Genomic DNA, 20,167 nt, shown 5'->3' on the forward strand with positions numbered 1-20,167 from the left:
ATGTGCGGATGTGCAATTTCTCTATACTGTCTCTACTTCAAAAATAATTTCTGCCGTAAACTCACACTGCGGATTTTTCACCTTCAAATCCAGCAGGTAAAGCTCCGCCAGTGTTGTTCTTGGACCCACAAAAATATCCTTTTCAACGGAAAATTCCAGTACATTCGGGTCGTAGACAACGAAAATGCGGCCCCTCTCGCCTTGAATCTCCACTCTGCCGGGGGATAGCGGCTTGGGCTCCCGGAAGGTGACGAAGCGTTCTGTCACAGACGAAGGCGCATGTTTAAATGTATAGCTATCCTTCACCGTCAGCTTGGGCGCTGCCGTTTTTTCAAATACGAAGGACCTTAGCAGGGATACCAGGCTGTTATCGTTATATGCCCTGGAAATCTCCAGTACAAATACATCTGTGCTCCCGGTACCGGACTGCTCCAGCACACGGGCGGACTGCTCCCGGCCCTCCGCTTGATAACCTCCGTTAATGACAGGAACGGAATGCCCCCGGGAGCTGTTGCACAAGATCGTATACCGCTCCGGCCCGAAATACTGCTTCGTATATTCACCCGCCCCTGTATCGGTCAGCAGCAATTCCCCATTGACATCCAGAATGAAATTTCCCACATCGTTATGATTATGCGGCTCATCATTGTGTCCGCCCTTGGCCGCCAGGGAAACGGCATTCATCCCTGTGCGAAGCCTGGAAACCAGCCACTGCGCATCCTTCAGGTAATAGGTTCCGCCTGCCAAACCTCCGCCTCCCATCCCCGGACTGCTCCAGATCAGATTGCGGATGGCTTCCGCCCAGTTGTGGCAATTGTTATCCATAAACCGGGCCCTGTATTGTAGATCCGGAATCTCCACCTCCCCAAAGCAGTTCTTCAAATACCAAGTCAACCCGGGCTGGAACTTGAAGGTCAGATTGGCGTCCGAAAAGCTGACCACATTATTATCGCTCAGATAGCATTTTTGCTGGAAAAGCGCAATCTGCCGAATCTTTTCTCCCTGCATGAGATCAATTTGCCCTGCAGTCCTTTGTCTCAGCAGTTCTGCAAAATAGGTATATAAACCAAAGCCGTACTTCCAGTAGCCCAGTCCTTCGGTACAGGCCCCATCCTCCGCATAGCCGCTGAGGAAGGTTTCCATTGTGCCCAGCAGCCGCAGCAAAACCGGGGCCAGCGCATCATTGTCCTTAATCAAATAAAGCGCCGCTGCGCCTACTGATCCTGCGCACACTGCCGCCCAATTGTTCGTCGCCGTCTCCCACCAGAACATGGAGTTGAGCTCACAGTAGGGCTGGAGAATCCTCTCCTTCACCAGCTCATGTACCCGGTGTACCACAATAGGGGCCAAACGCTCCTCCAGCATCGAGCATATTTCCATCAGCGCAAATCCGGTTTCGGAAGCAAAAAGGTCTACCTGCCGTTGATGCTCCCGAATCCTTCCAATGTTTTTCTTGCCGCCGGCATAGGGGCCCGTCTTTTCATAGACCGTCAGGCTCTCCCCGCCCAAATGCGCAGGCAGGCACCAGGTATATTCATCACAAATGGCCCAAATGGCATCCTCCAGCGCATGGATGTATGGGTCTTCTCCGCAGGCTGCCGATAAAACAGCAAAGGTTTTCAGCCTTCCCCTATGCTCGAAGTATTCACGTTCATATTCCTTTCTGGAACCGGTAAGATCGTATATTTTATAATCTGAAAAACGGAGGGATCGGATGGGCTGTTCCAGATAACGCCTTCCCGCTTCCAGTATGAGATGCCATTCCTCCTTATAAAATGGATTTTCCCCTTGAATTTCCTTCCACTTTTCCGAATTGCGCCCCTCCGCAAACAACACGGGTCTGCCTTGATTCACCTCGTCGCCATACAACAAGGCCGCTTTGATTTTCTGTAAATTCATAATTAATCCTCCACAAATCTATCAAGGATATTGAATGACCAGCTTCGGTTCAAAGCCTGTTTTTTCTCTTGAAGCAAAGCTTATGGAGCTTTGGGAGGAGCCTGTGCCTTCATTTACAAGCAGAAAGGAAACCTTCTTGTCATTCAGATGACTTCTTATATAATTGGTTACATCATACGAGATCCACTTTCCATTGTCCGTGGCATTTATGCTTTTGCCGGTAATATAGGCCGTTCCCGCGGGGGCATTGTTCCAGGTTATCCCTGTCTCGGACCAGGTTGTATCCGACACGCCGTAAAGCTTGATGGTCCTTGCAGCATCAGTCCCTATACTGGACACATACAGCCTTAATTCCGCTTTTGAACTTGTCGAAAATCCATAGGCGCTGAAATCGAATTTCACATACGACTTCCGGTTATATCCGCTATTGCTGGACGTATCCTTTTTAACCGGCAAATTATCGATTGTGCCATAGTTTGTATTGGCGTATGTCCCATCGGTTATATTGGCGTCTGCGCCCGGAAGAAAGCTCTTCCCGCCTTGGATTTCCAGCTTGGGTTCAAAGCCTGCCCGTTCCCGCGAGGCAAACAGTACCGTGTTTTGGGTGGAGGCTGTACCTTCGTTCACAAGCAGAAAGGATACGTTTTTATCGGTCAAATTACTTTTCACATAAGAAGACACATCAAACGAAATCCATTTTCCCTTGTCCGTATTGCTGATGCTCTGGCTTGTAATATAGGTTGCTCCTGCCGGAGCATTATTCCAGTTTATTCCCGTCTCTGACCAGGCTTCATTGGAAACTCCGTACAGCTTTATTATTCTGGTGGAGTCCGTGCCTATATTGCTTACATACAGCTTTAATTTTGCCTCCGGCTCCGAATAGTCAAATCCGCTAAAATCAAAATGCACGTACGCCTTACGGTTAAAGCCGGTATCAGCGGCGATATCCTTTTTTACCATAAGATTAGTATCCGCACCATAATTTGTGGCGGCATTTGCCCCATCGTTCACATAAGCATCCTTATTGGAGGTAAAGGTCTTCGCGCTCAGCTTAAATTTTGCACGGAACGTAGCCCCCTTCATATTAACTGCATTGATGCTCAGCTTGATGGTAGGCTCCAATTGCAAAACCGTTACATTGGAATCCTTGGATATCACATCGGCGCCTTTTCTGTTTATTTCCAGCACAATGGGCGAGCCGCCTACCTGGGTGGGATCAGACACAGCGAGCTCATAATCGGCATCCGTCTCTTTAGTGATCACGGAGGCTTTTCTCGTGCTGGTAATATCGCCTGCCGTTTTGGTGCTGTCATTCCAGAAGTTAACCGCCGTCAGCCCCAAGGTTGTCTCCTGCACCGCCTGTGCATCCGGTGAATTTTCGATAATTTTTATATTCGGATTGGCCGCATAAGCAGCCACCTGAGAGGTTGTTTTATTCGGCAGCAGCACGTAGGAATAGCCTTGATCCACCGGATTATTGCCGTGATTGAACCACATGGTCAAGTAATTCCTGGTCTGGGTTGCCGTGCGGGCGTCATCAATAACTCCGTTTTTATTAATGTCAAACCATGTTCCCGTCCGGGTTTCACGTTTTACCTGTACCGTAGAGCCCCCCGGGAAATAATAGCCGATATCGGATTTTGCCGTATTTCCGGCCAAGTGCGCCCAATTGGTGCCTGTAAGTGTTGCGCTTTGTCCGAGAGAAGGGATTTTCAGGCTGCCGTTTACGGTAAACCCATTGGCGCCGGAGCTATTCAACGCCCGATTCTCCACAATGGTCTCAATGGGCGAATTATCGGTGCTGTTTATGCCTGCTCCCAACAAAACAATCTCATCATCAAACATGAAATATGACTTTTTGGCATCCAGTGTTTTCGGCACATCATGGAGCTGCATGCCGGTTACCCCATAAAGCCCGGCAATATCCGCCCCTCCAACCCAGCTTCTTCCTCCCAGTATGCCTGACTTATAACCCTTTTTGCCTGTGGTATCACCGGGATCAATATCCGGTCTTGCGGACTTGTCCACGGTGGTTCCCGGAATCCGGTACGGATCAATGGTAGCCCAGTAATTGCCGTTATATTGCCCTTGGTCGCCGTTATAGAGATAGGTTGCGCCGTAATTGGTAAACCACCCGTGAAGATTCTCCTTGCTAAACGATTCATAGTTGTATATCCGGCTTGAAAACATGCTTAGCCCAAATGTATAATCCGGACGTCCATGCACCACACGGTCCATGTTCGGATACCTTTTGTGGGCCACAAAAGGGGCTGCTGCCGGAATCGCAGGATCATTCATAATCTGCTTTGCAATCTGCATTTCATACAGAGGCATATTCGGGAGAATGGGCTGAAAGGTATTATTGGTGATCCATCTTTTGAGCAAACGTTTGAAATATAGCCTGTCGCCGGAATCCGGCGCACTTTGCGAGGCGAATACCACCGCCCTCACTCCATCCATGCCATAGGAAAAATCATTTTGGGGAGAATAGGAGATGAATCTGCCGCGCACCATCGACATGAAACCGCCTTCATACATCACCGGCTCATAGACAGTATATATCCAATTATAAATATTGCTGACATTCGGATTGACCACCTGGTATCCGGTTCCGACTAAGCTGTCGACTATTTTAAGCAGTCCATACGCATAACCCGATCCGTATCCCCCGTTATACGCATGATGCTCATGCTGGATGAAAGACCCGTCCGGATAGACTCCTTCTCCGCTTGTAACCTCCAAATAAAGCGGGTCCATGGCATCCCTTCCTGCTGTCACCAACGCGGCCCGTTTGCTGACCGCACCTGCTTTCACAAACTCTTCGGCGAAGGAGAGCCGGTTGGCCCCCGTAAAAACACCTGAATACCCGCCGATGCTGGGCGTATAACGCAGAACCGCATCTACATATTTGTTCACCTGTGCGGCAGTGAGATGATCATACATTAAAATGGTACAGTTCATTAATTTTATCGCACCGCCGATTTGGTAATCCCACCAGTTGGGACTTGGAGCTTTTGGCGCGGTTGTACTGTACCTGTTTTGGTTCATCCACTCAAGGGCATTGACAATATCCGTTTTCAAGCTGGCATTATGGTACAGGCTTGAGCCTACTGTATTGTATGCGGTTGCCATAAATTCCAGCGATTTATAGGATTCATTAATATAATAGGAATATTGATTATCAGGCATATAATCCCATAGATACGTTCTTGTGGGAGACTTTTCCATCGTATTCCAACGTTCCTGTGCCGTCTGTGTCAGAGCCGCAATCTTGCTGGCGGTATTCGGATCATTGGGATCATAGGGTGAACCTCCGGTGAGATAGTTGAAGTGCTTCATCCTGATGGCGTCAAAATCATCCGCCGCCTTCACGGTCTGAATGGAAGGCGGAAAAAATAAAATCCCCGCTGCTAAAAAGAAAACAATACAACAGCTTACTAATTTTTTCATCATCCGACGCTCCTCGTAACATTTTTTCTTTCATTCCATACTTGTCCCGATCCATATTATGCAGCTATTCTGCATCATCTCCTTTCATATCCCGGATATCGCCTCTCATCTTTTTCTGATACTCCTTCGGAGTCAGCACATACCTTTCCTTAAAGAGCTTGATAAAATGCTGGATGCTGTTATATCCAAGCTGGGAAGCGATTTCCTTAACCGTGCGGTCGGACTCATACAGAAGCTTTGCCGCGCACTGCATTTTCTTTTCAGATAAATATTCAGAGAAGCCCATCCCGATCAAGGCTCTGAAATTCCTGCTTAAATAGGAGGCGCTTATATTCAATGCTTTGCTTACATTTTCAAGAGACAGATTGTTGTATATGTTTTCATCGATATAGGTTATAATTTTCTGCTCCAGCTCATTATTGATCATCGATTTCTTCGTATTTTGCCTTTTCAGACATAGAACCTGGAACACATCATTCATCCACATCCGAAAATCAGCGATATTCCCGATCTCCTGCATCTGCTCCCGCAAATCAAAACCAAAGGTATCCCATTCATTCATATCCAAACCGATTAAGGTTTTTTTGATGCCGGAAACGATGGAATTGAGAATATACATGCCGTCGTCCATATGATAGAAGCCGGTCATCAAATCCTCTACTATGGAATCCAGGAGTGTGCTGAAGTCAGTATCCTTCCCGCTTCTTATTGCATCCTCCAGCCTGTTTAACAGCTTAACCGGATTTTCAAGGTCATGCTTTGGGGAAACACATAAATCCTCATAGGCAAATATCCGTTTATGGGGCATAAAGTACATATATTTGCAGCACTCCTGCGCTTCTTTATAGGATTTGAATATGGCATCTCCCGTTCTCGGATAAGTCCCTCCGATGCAAAACGCAAATTTTGTATTCACCGCCGACTCAATTGCTGCTTGCAGCTGTCCGCAGATATTCTTCTTATCTTCCAATAGCTCAAAGTTGACGAATCCGACGATTGTTCTATCGTCCTCCGATATGCTTTCCACCTGCAGTCCTTCTCTTTTCATCCCCAGCTCCTGAACAATGCTGTAGTTGACAAGCATCCTGTTTTCATACCCCAGGCCCGTATCGGAATAGATTTGAATGATAAAGGTAAAGATGTAGCTCCCGGTAAAGCTCAAACCCGCCAATCTTTCGATATCCTTTACCTCGTCCAGATTGGTTTTCCCCAGGATCAGCCTTGAAATGGCATCATGGTGAATGATGGGCTTGTTTGCCTCCAATTTTTCACTCAAGCTGTGAATATTCCCCGCCAGGTTATGAATCGTCCCCTCCAGCATCTGGTATTCATTTTGGGCCAGAGTATTTTCCTCTCCGCGGAATACGGCAGACAGCTTTCTGATCCTGTCCAACACCACTCCGAAGGGTTGGTAAGCCCCTTTGGTAAACACGAAGGACATGGTCAAATTGACAACAAGCAGGATGATGCAAAGGGTCAGAATATAGAGCATCATCTGGCGGTTCTTATTATGGATGCTCTCAATGGACAGAACGGAAACATATTTCCAGTCGTTGTAGCCGGATTTTACATAGGAAACCGTGACCAGCTCTCCTTCACTTTTCAAATCCTTATTTCCGCTCATCTCCGACTGAAGGACAAACCTGCCTAAAGCCGTATCCGCAATGCTGGCTCCGATTTTGCTGCTGTCTTGATGGGCCACAATTTCCCCCTCTTTATTGACAATCAGCATCACCTCTTCTTGCTGCAAATTCATGTTTTTAATAAATTTATTGAGAAAGTCCTGCTTGATATTGATCACCACAATGGCCTTGCTTTCCTGATTGCTTACGTTATACGGAATATTTCTTTTGTAAGCGGTAACATTTCTTTCCGCTCCAGTTTTGACCGTTTCATTGACAAACCAGGAGCGTTCGGAAGCAGCATCCCTGTATTTGGATATCCATTCAAAGGCATAGTCATTTCCAGTTTCCACATCCTGAATAAAATGGACGTTGGAATTGATAAAAAGCACCTCTCCCGCCCGGTAATACACATCAATGGAGTCCAGAAAATCCATGGAGGATGTTATATTGAATATTTTTTGGCTGATCGTTAAAATTCTCGAAGGCGTGTTTCTTATATCATTCTCCATTGGAAATACCAAGTCATCATTGCTTTGCAGCTGTGAAAAATAGACATTGGGAAGATTAACCACTTTCTCAACAACGGTTTCATCCACGTAATTTCGGATTTCAAGAGCGTTTTTCGTATTGTATGCTTTGGCATTATCGTCATAGGTTTTGGTAAAAAAATTGAAAAAGACAGCCTGCGGTATGATGGTTGCCATGATAATCATGGCCATGTTAAAAATTAACATCCTTGCGAAAATTGTATTTAGCTTTAAAGGCAGTTTCATTATTGCTCCCCCTCCCCCTGATGTTTTCTAATTGCTCTATATCATTTAAGGGGAACGTAATCTTGTGCGATGAAAAGCATAACTTATCCGGAGTACCGATAACCCGCGTAACCGGTACTCCGATTGTTACAATAGCAGCTTAAGGCAATCTTATTTCGCTGTCAACGCCTTCCATGCATCCTGGGTTTGCTTAATCATTTCTTCCCCGCCATTGCTCATGAAGGTCTTTACATACTCGTCAAAGGAATCCACGCTTTTCTCGCCGGTAATAATTTTGAAATACGTTTCCACCGTCAGCTTCTGCAAGCTGGCATAGCTTTTGGAGTATGCATCCGTCGCAGGTATGGAAAGCTGCGTGTATGCCTTCACCAAATATTTGTCGCCAAAATCATATTGCGGGCCCTTCAGCTTTTTGGAAACCGCAGGCACCGTCTGCATGAAGTTAAAAATGTTTCTTCCTTTGCTGGCGCCCTCCTGAACGGTTTTTACCAAATCCACTAAGGTACCGTCGGGATTGATGGTGTAATCTCTATCTTTTTGTCCGTACATAGCCATCATGGTGTAATCTTTATCGGAAATATAGGTATCCAGCATTTTCAGAATCGTCTCGACCTTCCGCTCGTCCTTCACAACCTTTGAGGAAAATACCATGGATTCCGTAAAATTTTCACCTGCCAGCTGTCCGGATTTCCCTTTGGGGCCAACAGGGGCTTTGCCCAGCATGTAGTTCTTCCCGAATTCCACATCCGGCTTGATCTTTTTCCACTCCTGATAAATCGTTCCGCCGGGATCATTGGCCGCTAAGGGCGGTACCCAATGATAATACGAGGCAAATCCGTTCACGCCTACTCTCCCGTTCATAAAATCCTGCGAGAGCGCCCAATATCCTCCTTTATTCTCACCAGTTACAAACTCCGGATCAACAATGCCGTCCTTGTACCATTTCTGAAGCAATGACAGCGCTTCCTTCATTTCCGGCTGAACCGCATTCAATGCCGGAAGCCCTTGATCGTTCAATGACCACCGCAATTCGGGCATAGGGGTTCCCTTAAAATCATTGGAAGCGAAAGGCGGCGCTCCAAAGGCTCCCATGACGGCCGGCATGATGGAATTGGACAGACCATAGGTGTCTTTTTTCCCGTTTCCATCGGGATCATCATTTCTGAATTTGTAGAAGGCTTCCTCAAATTCCTGGAGTGTTTCCGGAATCTTGGTGATTCCCACTTTATTCAGCCAATCGATCCTCCATGAAATCACCGAGGGATACTGGCCGGTTCCTACGCCGGTGAACCCGTAGTTTTTCCCGTTTTGGGTGGTCAGTCTCCAAATTGTACTGTCCAGATTATTCTCTTGAATCAACTTCATATAATTGGGTGCATACTTGGCTATCTTTTCCACCGGAATTTCGCCGACAATGCCCTGCTCTACATACTTTTTAAGATTGGCTCTGTTTTTCAGCCTCATGATGTCGGGAACTTCTCCCGCGGACAGGCGAATGTTTAGGACCTCATCCCATTTCTGGTCGTCCACGTACCAGATATTGAATTTCGCATTAAACCGCTCCTCAACCGCCTTCACCACATCCGACTCCATATTGGGCTGCGCGACGGACTGCCACCCCAGCCAATCAATGGCAACCGGCGGCAATTTCCCCGCCTGTGAGGCAGCGGGTTCGGTTTTGGAGCTTGCTTCAGGCTGGCCTGCAGAATCCTTGCTGCAGCCTGCAACCGCCGTCAGTGCCAAGATGCCCGCAGTACAAATGAAAAGACCCCTTTTTGAACGGAATAACATAGCGTTCCTCCTACATTCAATTTGATTTATATTACCAGCATATCGCTGACAACATCATGCTTAGCCTTTTACGGACCCGATAAGCATTCCTTTGACAAAGTATTTCTGCAAAAACGGGTAGGTGCAAATGATGGGAAGAGTTGCAGCCACCAGGGCGGCCATCTTCATGGTTTCGCTGTTCACATAGATGTTCTGGCTTTCCCCCATCACATCCACCGATTGTCCTTGAAGCAGAATCTGTCTCAAAACATATTGCAAGACATATTTGTTTTGATCCTTGATATAAATCATGCAATCAAACCATGCATTCCAGTTTGAAACTGCTGACCACAACGCCGCAGTGGCGATAATCGGCATGGAGATGGGAATAACGATTTTAAACAGGATATACATCTCATTTGCGCCATCGATCCGGGCCGATTCCTCAATCTCTTGGGGAACCGTCATGAAGAAGTTTCTGACAATAATCAGCGTAAATGTGTTTACCGCTGCCGGAAGAATCAGCGCGCCAAAGCTGTTATAAAGCCCCAATCCTTTGACAAGCAGGTAGGACGGAATCAGTCCTCCGCTGAAATACATGGTAAATATAATAATCAGTGTCCAAAGCTTCCGGTTGGGCAGATAGCTTTTGGACAAGGGATAGGCCCCAATCGTATAAAGGAATACGGACAGCGCTGTAGCCACAACAGTACGTATAATGGTATTCCGGTAGGCCTCCCAGATTAAGGAATACTCCAGAATCCGCTTGTATCCTTCAAAGTCGAATTTGGTGGGAATGATATGAAAGCCGAAGCTGGATACAACAGAGGACGGGCTTACCGATATGGTAATGGCCTGCAGGAAGGGCAATAGGGTTGCGATTGACAGCAGGATCAATACGGTGTAAACGAATGTGTCTATAAGGACATCCTCTACCGTCCTTTTTATTCTCATAAAGTTACCTCGTTTCCTATAAAATAGCATAATTGCTGAATTTTCTTGCGATAAAGTTTGCATTCATCACCAATGTGAAAGCGACTACATTTTTAAACAACCCCACTGCTGTGGCATAACCAAAGTTCATATTCACAAGCCCTTCACGGTAGGTATAGGTGGAGATGACGTCTCCCACCGATAAAACCTTGGCATTCAACAGGTTATAAATCTGATCAAAATCATCCTGTATAATACTCCCCGTGGCAAAAATGAACATGATAATGATAACCGGCGTAATGGAGGGGATGGTGATATACCATATTCTTTGCAGCCTGCCTGCCCCGTCCATATTGGCAACATCATACAGCTCCGTGTTAATTCCTGCTACGGCGGCGAGATAGATGATGGATTGCCAGCCTACCTCCCGCCAGATCGAGGATGCTACGATAACTCCCCTAAACCAGTTTACGTCTGCAATAAAGAAGATGGGGTCAATGCCCAAAAGCTGAAGCAAAATATTGATCGGGCCCCGGCTGGGAGAAAGCAGCTCAATCAGGAATCCCGCCAGCACCACCCACGATATAAAATGTGGCAAATAAGTAACTGTTTGCACGGCTTTTTTAAAAAAGGTATGCCTGACTTCATTGATAATTAAGCACAGTATGATGGGTGCAGGGAAGCCGAAAAAAAGCTTGTAGAAGCTGATGATCAGTGTATTCTTCAATACAGGCAGAAAATCCAGACCGGTAAAAAGCATGGTGAAATGCTCCAGGCCAACCCACGGGCTTCCCGCAATCCCTTTCAAGGGATAAAAATCCTTAAAGGCCAACATGATTCCATACATGGGGGCATAGTGAAAAACCGCATAATAAACAAGCAAAGGCAATAGCAACAGGAATAAATACTTATGCTTTACATATTCCCTCAAGAGGGAATTTCGTTTTAAAAGACTTTTTCCTTTTTGTCGGGTGCCGTTTAATGGAGCCGGTATGGTAACATTGCTCTTCAAATTGTAATCCCTCTTTCTGTACATTCTGTATTTTCAACCTGCCTGCTGAGATTACCTTAACAGCTGAGGGTACCACTGTAAATTACAATGATCTTGTTTTCATGTTGTTTTATTGCCCGATTTCGCTCCGCCACTGCTGTTTTGTTGGATTTCCGGCCGGAAATATGGGGTAGGCGCTTCGTCCAGACGCGAAAAAAGAGCAGTTATCTTTTCGATAATCTGCCCTTTCTGATTGTCTGTCCTGCGTCTCCACTTATGACATTGGCTGCCGGTCTGTCCTTACTCTGGAGCCTACAGCTGCACTCCCACCGGGGCCGCATATACCACAAATTCCTCTTCGCCGTCCACTTGGAGCAGCCGGTCCGCCACCTCCTGCTCAAAGGCGGCAATAGCGCAGGTTCCGCAGCCAATGGCATGTGCGGACAGGTACAAATTCTGCATCACATGGCCCACATCCATAAGCATGACCCGGTGGGAGGCAATGGAGTACCGCCATTCGCTGCGGTAGGGCACCGCCGTATAAAAGAAGGTCACCGCTCCTTTGGCTGCCCAGCCTTGACCGCACAGGCTCACCGTTACCTCTTCCTCCAGATTGTCCACCGCAACCACAAATTCCAGGGCATGCTCCAGCGGAAGATAGTGGTAAATCCCCTTTTCCAACCCCTCCACCTGGAACACGGCCAGGTAGGTTTCAAAGGGATGCCTGGCTCCCGCCGAAGGCACCGGGCGCAGCGCCGCATACCCGCTGCCGCGGATGCCCGTTACTCCTTGGGTGGACCACAAGAGAAATGCCAGCTGCTCCAGGGAAATGGGCTCCTGCTTGTACACTCTCACGCTTTTGCGGGTTTGGAGCAAGGCCAGATAATCTGCCTGCTTCACGGTTCCCGCGAACTCCTTGGTCAACGGAATGACAGTTGTTCCTCTTGCCGGGTGGGACAGGGGCGGCTGGGGCAGCTTTTTGCTTTGGTCGGATTCATACTGGTCCTTGCCGAAGATGCTTTTCATAAAATTGCGGTTTTCCTGAATTTTCCGGCGCACTTCTTCCTCTGACAGCATTTCTCTTCCCTCCAAATAGTCTTGTTCATTATGAAAATTAACCCAATTGTACCGCAATCCTGCATTGACGGATAGCCTGTCTCTTTGTTAAAATAATTATAATTATTCCAATCATTTTAATCAGATTAATTTGGAGGCGGACCCTTTATGAAGGAAATCCCCATTGAATATGTAAAAGCCAACCAAACCGGCATCGTGCTGTCGGTGATTGCCTTTCTTGTGTTCCGTCAGCCCTGGATCATCGCTGCCCTATGGGTGATTCAGGCGGCGGGGCTGGCTACCGGGGGACGCTGGAATCCGTTTGCCGCCTTGGGCCGGCGTTTCCTTACCCCCAAGGGCAAGGAAACGCAAGCCGCGGAGCTGCTCCGGTTCAACAATTCGCTGGCCGTGGCTTTCCTTACGCTGTCGCTGGGAAGCCTGCTGCTGGGCTGGACCGCCGCAGGCTATGTGTTCGCCGTGATGCTGCTGGCGCGGCAGGCGCTGCCCTGCTGGGTTATTGCGTCGGCTGTACCCTCTACTTCTGGGTGAAGCAGCTTAGAGCCGGGCGCTTGACCGGAGGACGTTAAGCCATTTCACTGTTTCCGATTCCCGAAGAGTCTGCCGCGCAGGCTCTTTTTGGGTTTGCACGGCGGTTTGGACCATGCGGATAGTCCCCGGCGGAAATTCTCCCCGCGAGTCGGATTAATGTAAGCGCCAGACAATGTACGCTAACGGCCCCTCAACCGGAAAAAGTCCGGCAATAAGAACATAAAATGTATGCTATTTGCCAAATCCCCCTCAAAAACAGCCTCATTTACACCATTAGCATACATTTTCGGTACGCTATTTTGCTTCGAGCCGCTCAGTTTGCCGGATAGCATACATTTGATGACCGCTATCATGGGAGGTCCACGCAGGCGAGCAAGGCCGCAGCCGACTTACCTTTTCCCGCGGAATGTGGCAAAATAAAAGGATAGGCTGAAGCTGGCAATCCAATGTGAAACGAGGGGATGACGGTGCTGTCTCAGGAATGGGATTGGATCAAAAGCAAGGACCCTGTTTGGGAGACACCCGCACAGGAGTGCTACTATTACGTGTGGAGATGGAAAGAGCTTGGCCTCACCCGGTTTCTGGACCTGGGCTGCGGTCTGGGCCGCCATGCCCTGCAATTTGCGGAGGCGGGTTATGCGGTAACCGCCTTCGACCTGTCCCAATCGGGGCTGGACGCCCTTGCCGCAAGCGCTGCATCCCGGGAGCTGCCGATGGAGCTGGTGAGAGGGGACATGCAGGCTTTGCCTTTTGCCGACAATACCTTCGACAGCCTTCTCTCGTACCATTGCATTTATCACACGGATGTGAAGGGGCTGAAGCAAGCCGCCCGGGAAATCGCCAGAGTCACCCGCCCCGGCGACGAGATCTTCCTGACCCTGAATTCCACGCTAAGCCCCAACTATACCAGGGCCGGGCCCGAATACCGGCGGCTGGATGTGCGGACGCTGCAATATGCCAAGGACGGGGAAGAGGGCATTCCCCATTGTTATGTGAACGCCCATGAAGCGGCGGAGCTGTTCTCCGGCTTTGAGATGCTGCAATTCAGGCATGTGGAGGACCATTCCTTCCTGGGCAAAAAAGGCTGCCACTTCCACATCCATGCGCGGGCGCTTTAAATCGGTGCCATCTATTCAGGGAAAGCGGAGGGATATGCAATGAACAACACAGGCAAATTTACCGGAAAGGCCGAGCTTTACGCCAAGGCCAGGCCGGGATACCCACAGGCTATGCTGGACCGCATCGCCCAGGCGGCGGGAATCGGAGCAGGCTCGGAGGTGGCGGATATCGGGGCGGGCACCGGGATTTTTTCCAGGGCGCTGCTCACCTGCGGCTGCCGGGTCTACGGCGTGGAGCCCAATGCCGACATGCGTGCGGTAGCCGAGCGGGAGCTGGCGGATGAGCAGCGGTTTGTGCCCGTGGCCGGGACGGCGGAGGATACCACCCTTCCCGGCGGGAGCGTGGACGCGGTAACCGTAGCCCAAGCCTTCCATTGGTTTGATGCAGAGGCCTTCGGCCAAGAATGCCGGCGGATTCTCCGGCCTGGCGGCCAGGTGGTGCTGGTGTGGAATTCGCGGATTCACAACCGGGATTCCGTCCGCGAAAATGAAGCCGTCCTGCGGGAGTTCTGCCCCAATTTCACCGGCTTCAGCGGCGGGATCGCCTATCTGGACGACAAGATCGGAGGCTTCTTTCACCAGAATTTTACCGTAGAAAAATTCCCCAATGATCTGCCGTTTGACAAAACCGGCTTTATTGAGCGGAACCTGTCCAGCTCCTATTCGCTAAAACCCGGCGATCCCCGCTATGAGGAATACGTTGCGGCGCTGGAGGACCTGTTTGATCGCTGCGCCCAGGACGGCATCTACATGCAGCCCAACGAAACAGTGGCCTATTGGGGCCGCCCGTAACCGTTGGCCCCATAGAGGGCGGCGGCCGAGGCTAAGGCTATGCAGGTGGATGTCTTTTGGGACGGTGGCGTCGAGGCTGATGCGTGTGGATGACGATGGCCGCCAAACCAACTGCTTGATGGTGTTTTGTAGGCGCGGTGTGCTGGGCTCCAATATGGATTCTATTTGATCATGGTGGTCTGTTATTTTGTCAAAATAGGCACTTTCGGATGATCCGTCAAATAAAATTTTAAAATAAATGTGTTTACTTGGTGAGAAAATATAGGAAAAATCCCAACTGGGAAATGCTCGCCGCAATGCGCATAGACGGCAAAAAACCGGCCAGGTTTCCCTGTGCCGGTTTTTCGTCCATTGTATAGATCGTATGCGCACCGCTTGCCTGCGCTTTTATCTGCGGGACATGGTGACGCCGGTCTTGCTCTTGTACTTCTCGGTAGCTTCCTTGATGACGTCCTTGCCGCCCTTGGAGAGCCATTCTTCCACAGCCTTAGGCCAGTCGCTGATGGGCTCCTTGCCGTAAACCATCTTGACCATGTGTGTCAGCAGTACAGGAGGTGCAGTATCGGAGTTGGGAGCTACATCCGGATTTTTCACCAACGAATCCAGACGCGGGTCAAACTGGATGCCGTCGCGGCCTTCTTTTGCCAGAATCGTGTCGTAAACCTTGATCAGGTTCTTGCCTTCCTCTGTCAAGCTGAGAGAGCCTTTGTTGTAGGTGGTATCCTGCACCAGCCACAGGAAGGCTTGGCGGTAGCGCTCCTCATCCACGCCGTTGGCGTCAGTGGGGGAGGTGTAGGAAATCTTGCCATTTTCCTCCTGGTAGGTCTCTCCCTTGATGCCGAAGGTGAAGAAGGTTTCTGCTTCGTCGCTCATCATCCAATCGAAGAATTTGATAATATCCGCCGCATTCTTGGTGCCTTCCTTAATGAAGTAAGAGCGGGTAACAGAGCCGTAGAGATAATAGCCGCCCTTGCCGTCCGGTCCTACCGGGGAAGGAATGATTTCCAGCTTGGCGCCGGGAACGGTGGCCTTCATTTGCTGCTCCCACTGGAGAAGCTCGTTGGCGTTCATGGTCCACATGCCTGCTTTGCCGGCCAGAATGGCATTCTTGTAGTTGGTGGCGTTAATGGTGGCAAATTCCTTGTTGATGAGGCCTTCATCGTACATGGTCTTGTAGGTTTGGAGCGCCTTCATCATGTTTTCGTTGTCCATAAACTTGGGCTGAACCTGGCCGTTTACTTCCTCAAACATGGACAGGTACGGGTATACGTCATACGGTCCGAAGAAGGTGTCGGCATACTTGAAGTCCTGGCGGCCCATGTACGGGTTTTCCACACCCAGCTTCTTGAAGGCCCGCAGCACCTCGAGGTACTCGTCCACAGTTTTCGGCACAGGCAGTCCGGTTTGGTCCAGCAGGTCTTTACGAATCCAGGTAGCGCGGCGGGACGGGTTGGACAGGTACTCCGGTATGGCGTAAATCTTGCCCTGATAGCTTACGTTGTCCCAGGCATCCTTGGGGATTTTCTTCAACAGATTGGGACCGTACTGCTTCAGCAGATCATCCAGCGGCATAAATACGCCCGCCGCTACGGAGCCGGCCATTTCCTTGCCGTTGACGCCGCCGGCGCCTTGCACCACATCGGGAATATCGTTGGTGGCAAACATCTGCACCATCTTTTGCTCATATTCCTTGTGGGGCACCAGCACGATGTCCAGATCGGAGTTGGTCATCTCCTCCAGCTTTTTCACCCATTTATCGTTGTTGATATCGGGTGATTTCTCCACGTAGTTAAACGCCAGCGTCCGCAGCGAGATGGAGAATTTGGTTTTTTCAGGGGCTTTGGAAGCTGCAGGCGAGCTGCTGCCTCCCTCTTCTTTGTTGTCGCTTCCGCAGCCTGCTGCAACGCTGGCAGCCAATGCGGCGGTGAGACATACGCCAAGCCATTTTTTCATTGCGAACCTCTCCCTTTTTATCCATATAGGCAGGTGACTGAGTGGGTAAAGCGTTGTTTGTAAACGCTTTATCTTGCATGGCTTTATCTTATCGCCCGGACGGGATCACGACAATGGAATGATTCCATGTGGGATTGTCATTTTTTTAGATGGGCCGGTCAAAAGCCCTCTGCCGGGGTACCGTTATGGCCTTGGGCAGGCGTTTCGGCCGATGATGCGGTGGTGCGGGCTCGGCGGTGCGGCTGGAGCTATGCAGCTTGCCAGCTGCACGGCAATGCGACTCAGCGGTGCAGCAGCGCGGGCTGCGGGCTATACGGTGGTGCGGGCTCGGCGGTGCGGCTGTAACGGAACTATAAGACCCTTCTGCCGGGAAAAATCAGCAATTGGAGCATTAACGGAGCTATAGAACACTTAACCAGCGAAAATTGGCGCCGCAAGCCGTTGCAGGCCTCCTCGCGCCCCCGCAAGAGCTTCTGAGCTCCGCTAAAACTGAAACTAACCCGATTTTCCTCTGTAAGCGCCGCTGAGTTCCGCTGCGGATGAAGCGGGCGCGTGAGCGGAAGGTGGCGAAGCTGAGAATAGGGGCATAAGTCTCGTTGCGGATGCGGTGAGCGTATGGGCGAAAGGTGGCGAGGCCGAAGTTATAGGGGCATAGCGGAAACGGATTTCCGCTATGTCCTACCCACAGCTGGACGGAGACCTGTTAACGGAAGCAATTTTCCGCTAATCGGCCCGTTGGCTCCCTCACAGCGCCTGTTCCCCGCAGTTAGCGGTAATTCGCTTCCGCTATCCATGGCGATGCCAGACGGCTCCCAGAGATAGCGGAAAATCGCTTCCGCTACTGCGGGCCGGCTGATGGCATAAGACTCCGCAGCCCAGCCAGCCGCGGGCAGCGCCACATCTGCGCCTCCCGCTGCCGCCTCGCTCATTGCCCCTCCTGCCTCTCAGCTTAATACGGCTTGGCGACCTCCACCCGGCGGCTCACGCCTTGATAGGTGAAGTACAAGTGGACCCCATGGCCCTGGTCATCCATAAAATACGACACATAATCCTGCAACCCCGCCTTGCGCGGCGTAAGCAGGGTCACCAGCCGGTGGCTTGCCGCCTCCCGGGTGGACGCGGTCAGGTGCCAATGGGCGGGCTGCCCCTCCCACTCCGCCGGATCGACGCCGGTGAACTCATTATGCTGGGACAGCGTCAGATCGCCGGAGGAGCTATAGACGAAGCGCCCCTCCATCTGGGCTTTGACTCCGTTGACCAGGAAAGTCTGGCCCTTCAGCGTCATGGGATACAGAGTGTGGAACAACCAATCCACCTTGCCCGGCTGCGCCAGATCCACCGTATCCACAACCACCACGTAGGCGCTGTCCAACAGATAATATTCCCGTAAATAGCGCCGGATATAGGGCACATGCTCCCGGTAGGCCTCAGTGGCATCCATGGAGGCGTAGCTCACGCCGTCCCGGTGCCAGGCTTCCCGCACAGTTCCCGTAGCGGCCATATTCTTGGTTTTATCCGTACCCGCATACTGGCCCTGGCCGTCGATGAGGATCACATTCTTGGAGCGGGTCGCCTTGCGCCACTGCATATGCATCGTGCTGTTAAACGCCACATAGTACCCGCTTTCGATAGCCAACGGCTCCCCGTAGGCATGGAGCACGAAGGCGTTCTGATCCCCGTGGCTGTGGCTGACCGAGCCGTAGCGGCTGCTTTTGGCAAGCAGCATCAGATGCTCCGCGGGATCGTCCATCCGGTGGTGCATGGCCACCCAGCCTACGTCCCGGAACCACTTCAGCGGCTCCGCCTGCAAGGGCGCCACCGGCTCCACCTGGGGATAATCCCAGCGGTAGACCATCTCGTCGAAGCAGAAATCCCACCAGCCGTAATTGTAAAAAATCTTCTGGCTGTCCGGGTTCAGCTCCCGCGTCCGCTCATAGTACCACTGGTACAGGCCGTTGCCAGTCACCCCGGCGAATTGGCGGATGTTGAAGCCGGTCTTGAGGTTCACCGGATCGCCCAGGGAGGACTGGTCGCAGAAGCTGGCCCGGAGGGTATCCGGACTTAGCGCATATAAGGGGAAATCCCCGGTTTTGCGGAAAAAAGGACGGTTGTAGAAGTTGATGCCGGTATATTTGCGCACCAGGTTCAGCGCTTCGGTGACAAAGGCCATCTGAGTGGTCCAGTACATGGCCCCCTCCGCCCAGCCTCCGTCCTGGCCGCCCCAGGGCGTATACATAGCCGAGAAATACTCCAGAGCATAGTCCAGCCAATCCCGGGCCTCCGCTTCCTCACCCAGCATAGCGGTACAGCAGGGAATCAGCACCGAGGACAGGGAGCGGACCGCATGGCTGTCGTAGGGCACATGGTGAATCCGGGAGCGTTCGATAACATGGAACGCCACCTGGCGGGTGCGCTCAAGCAGCACCCCGCGGACCATGGCCCGCTCTTCCTCCGTCAGCTCCCCGTAGAGCCAGTCATAACCCCAGGCCAATGCTCCCGCCATGCGGAAAGCAGCCTCATCGTTGTAATCCCGGTGAGTGGTGCCGTCGGGATTCCAGGCGGCCGCATGGAGCAGCCAGGCCTTGGCCTTGGCGATCAGCTCCGCGTCCTCCAGGACCACGCCCGCCACGGCCAAATGCCGGATGGCGTACAGCATCTCCTGGCAGTCGATATACATCTGCCGCCACAGGGACGCTACCCGCTTGTTGTTCGGGTAGGGCTGCGGCTCGGCAATCAGCGGCCGCTCCGCCCAGGGCAGGGCGGCTTCGGCCAGGAACTCGGCCCAGCCAGTGCCCTCGGGGTCCCGCTTCACCGCCTCGCGGAAGCGGGGCAGCTCCTCCGCCTGCAGCCACAGGCGGGGATGGGCCGTTGCGGCGGCGGCATACCGCCGGGTCCGGTCGGGCAAGGGCGTCTCCGGCAGGCCGGGAGTCACGGTGAAGCCTCTGATCTTGCTCCATTCGGACAGCGTTCCGCCCTCTCCCGCCAGAGCGTACCGCCAATAATAGCTGCCGGGAGCCAGAATTTCATCCGGTGTAAACAGATTATAGGGAATATCGGCATACTCCCGGGTGGTTTCCGGGGCAAACCCCGGGTCCGCCGACAATTGGAGATGGTAGGAGCCTCCCTCCAAGGCCGCGGGCATCCAGGTAAACCGGGGCGGATTTTCGGCAATCTCCGTATGCTCCTCCGGGGCGTAAGCCACGTCGAGCACACCGTTATGAGGCTGAAATAATGGCGTTGCCATAAGAAGTCCTCCAT

The 20,167-nt window shown here is 51.2% G+C and carries 12 protein-coding genes; 3 read left to right on the top strand and 9 right to left on the bottom strand.

The annotated features are described in order from the left end of the window. Positions 1–21: 21 nt before the first annotated feature. From DQG13_RS11935 to DQG13_RS11965, 7 genes are all read right to left on the bottom strand, one after another. On the bottom strand, positions 22–1,899 hold the full coding sequence (locus DQG13_RS11935) for a heparinase II/III domain-containing protein (RefSeq protein WP_113019993.1): 1,878 nt from the start codon (positions 1,897–1,899) through the stop codon (positions 22–24). Positions 1,900–1,920: 21 nt separating this feature from the next. Continuing rightward, positions 1,921–5,352, bottom strand: a complete 3,432-nt coding sequence (locus DQG13_RS11940; protein WP_113019994.1) for a CBM96 family carbohydrate-binding protein — start codon at positions 5,350–5,352, stop codon at positions 1,921–1,923. 61 nt (positions 5,353–5,413) lie between these two features. After that, complete coding sequence (locus DQG13_RS11945; RefSeq protein ID WP_181592716.1) at positions 5,414–7,693, bottom strand: helix-turn-helix domain-containing protein; 2,280 nt, start codon at positions 7,691–7,693, stop codon at positions 5,414–5,416. 204 nt (positions 7,694–7,897) lie between these two features. After that, entirely contained in the window at positions 7,898–9,538 is a 1,641-nt protein-coding gene (locus DQG13_RS11950) for a type 2 periplasmic-binding domain-containing protein (protein WP_113019996.1), read from the bottom strand. Between the two features lie 60 nt (positions 9,539–9,598). Beyond that, positions 9,599–10,471 (bottom strand): carbohydrate ABC transporter permease, encoded by an 873-nt coding sequence (locus DQG13_RS11955; RefSeq protein WP_113019997.1) that lies wholly within the window; start codon positions 10,469–10,471, stop codon positions 9,599–9,601. 16 nt (positions 10,472–10,487) lie between these two features. Continuing rightward, entirely contained in the window at positions 10,488–11,258 is a 771-nt protein-coding gene (locus tag DQG13_RS11960; RefSeq protein WP_258525637.1) for an ABC transporter permease, read from the bottom strand. 495 nt (positions 11,259–11,753) lie between these two features. Further along, positions 11,754–12,518, bottom strand: a complete 765-nt coding sequence (locus DQG13_RS11965) for a SagB/ThcOx family dehydrogenase (RefSeq protein ID WP_113019999.1) — start codon at positions 12,516–12,518, stop codon at positions 11,754–11,756. A 147-nt stretch (positions 12,519–12,665) separates the two neighbouring features. On the opposite strand from DQG13_RS11965, the gene DQG13_RS11970 reads away from it, so the two are divergent. The 3 genes from DQG13_RS11970 to DQG13_RS11980 all read left to right on the top strand — a co-directional run bounded on the left by DQG13_RS11970 (position 12,666) and on the right by DQG13_RS11980 (position 14,956). Next, a complete protein-coding gene (locus tag DQG13_RS11970; RefSeq protein WP_309472230.1) occupies positions 12,666–13,046 on the top strand; it encodes a DUF4395 domain-containing protein in 381 nt (126 codons plus the stop codon). 461 nt (positions 13,047–13,507) lie between these two features. Then, positions 13,508–14,164: a class I SAM-dependent methyltransferase gene (locus DQG13_RS11975; protein WP_113020000.1), complete on the top strand. Its 657-nt coding sequence runs from the start codon at positions 13,508–13,510 to the stop codon at positions 14,162–14,164. Between the two features lie 39 nt (positions 14,165–14,203). Then, a complete protein-coding gene (locus DQG13_RS11980; RefSeq protein ID WP_113020001.1) occupies positions 14,204–14,956 on the top strand; it encodes a class I SAM-dependent methyltransferase in 753 nt (250 codons plus the stop codon). A 387-nt stretch (positions 14,957–15,343) separates the two neighbouring features. Here the strand turns inward: DQG13_RS11980 and DQG13_RS11985 are convergent, their stop codons facing one another. Together DQG13_RS11985 and DQG13_RS11995 are read right to left on the bottom strand one after the other, a co-directional pair. Then, on the bottom strand, positions 15,344–16,909 hold the full coding sequence (locus DQG13_RS11985) for an extracellular solute-binding protein (protein ID WP_113020002.1): 1,566 nt from the start codon (positions 16,907–16,909) through the stop codon (positions 15,344–15,346). 949 nt (positions 16,910–17,858) lie between these two features. Beyond that, positions 17,859–20,153 (bottom strand): DUF4962 domain-containing protein, encoded by a 2,295-nt coding sequence (locus DQG13_RS11995; RefSeq protein WP_113020004.1) that lies wholly within the window; start codon positions 20,151–20,153, stop codon positions 17,859–17,861. Positions 20,154–20,167 lie beyond the last annotated feature (14 nt).

Source organism: Paenibacillus sp. YN15 (genome assembly GCF_003285005.1).
GTDB lineage: Bacteria > Bacillota > Bacilli > Paenibacillales > NBRC-103111 > Paenibacillus_AR.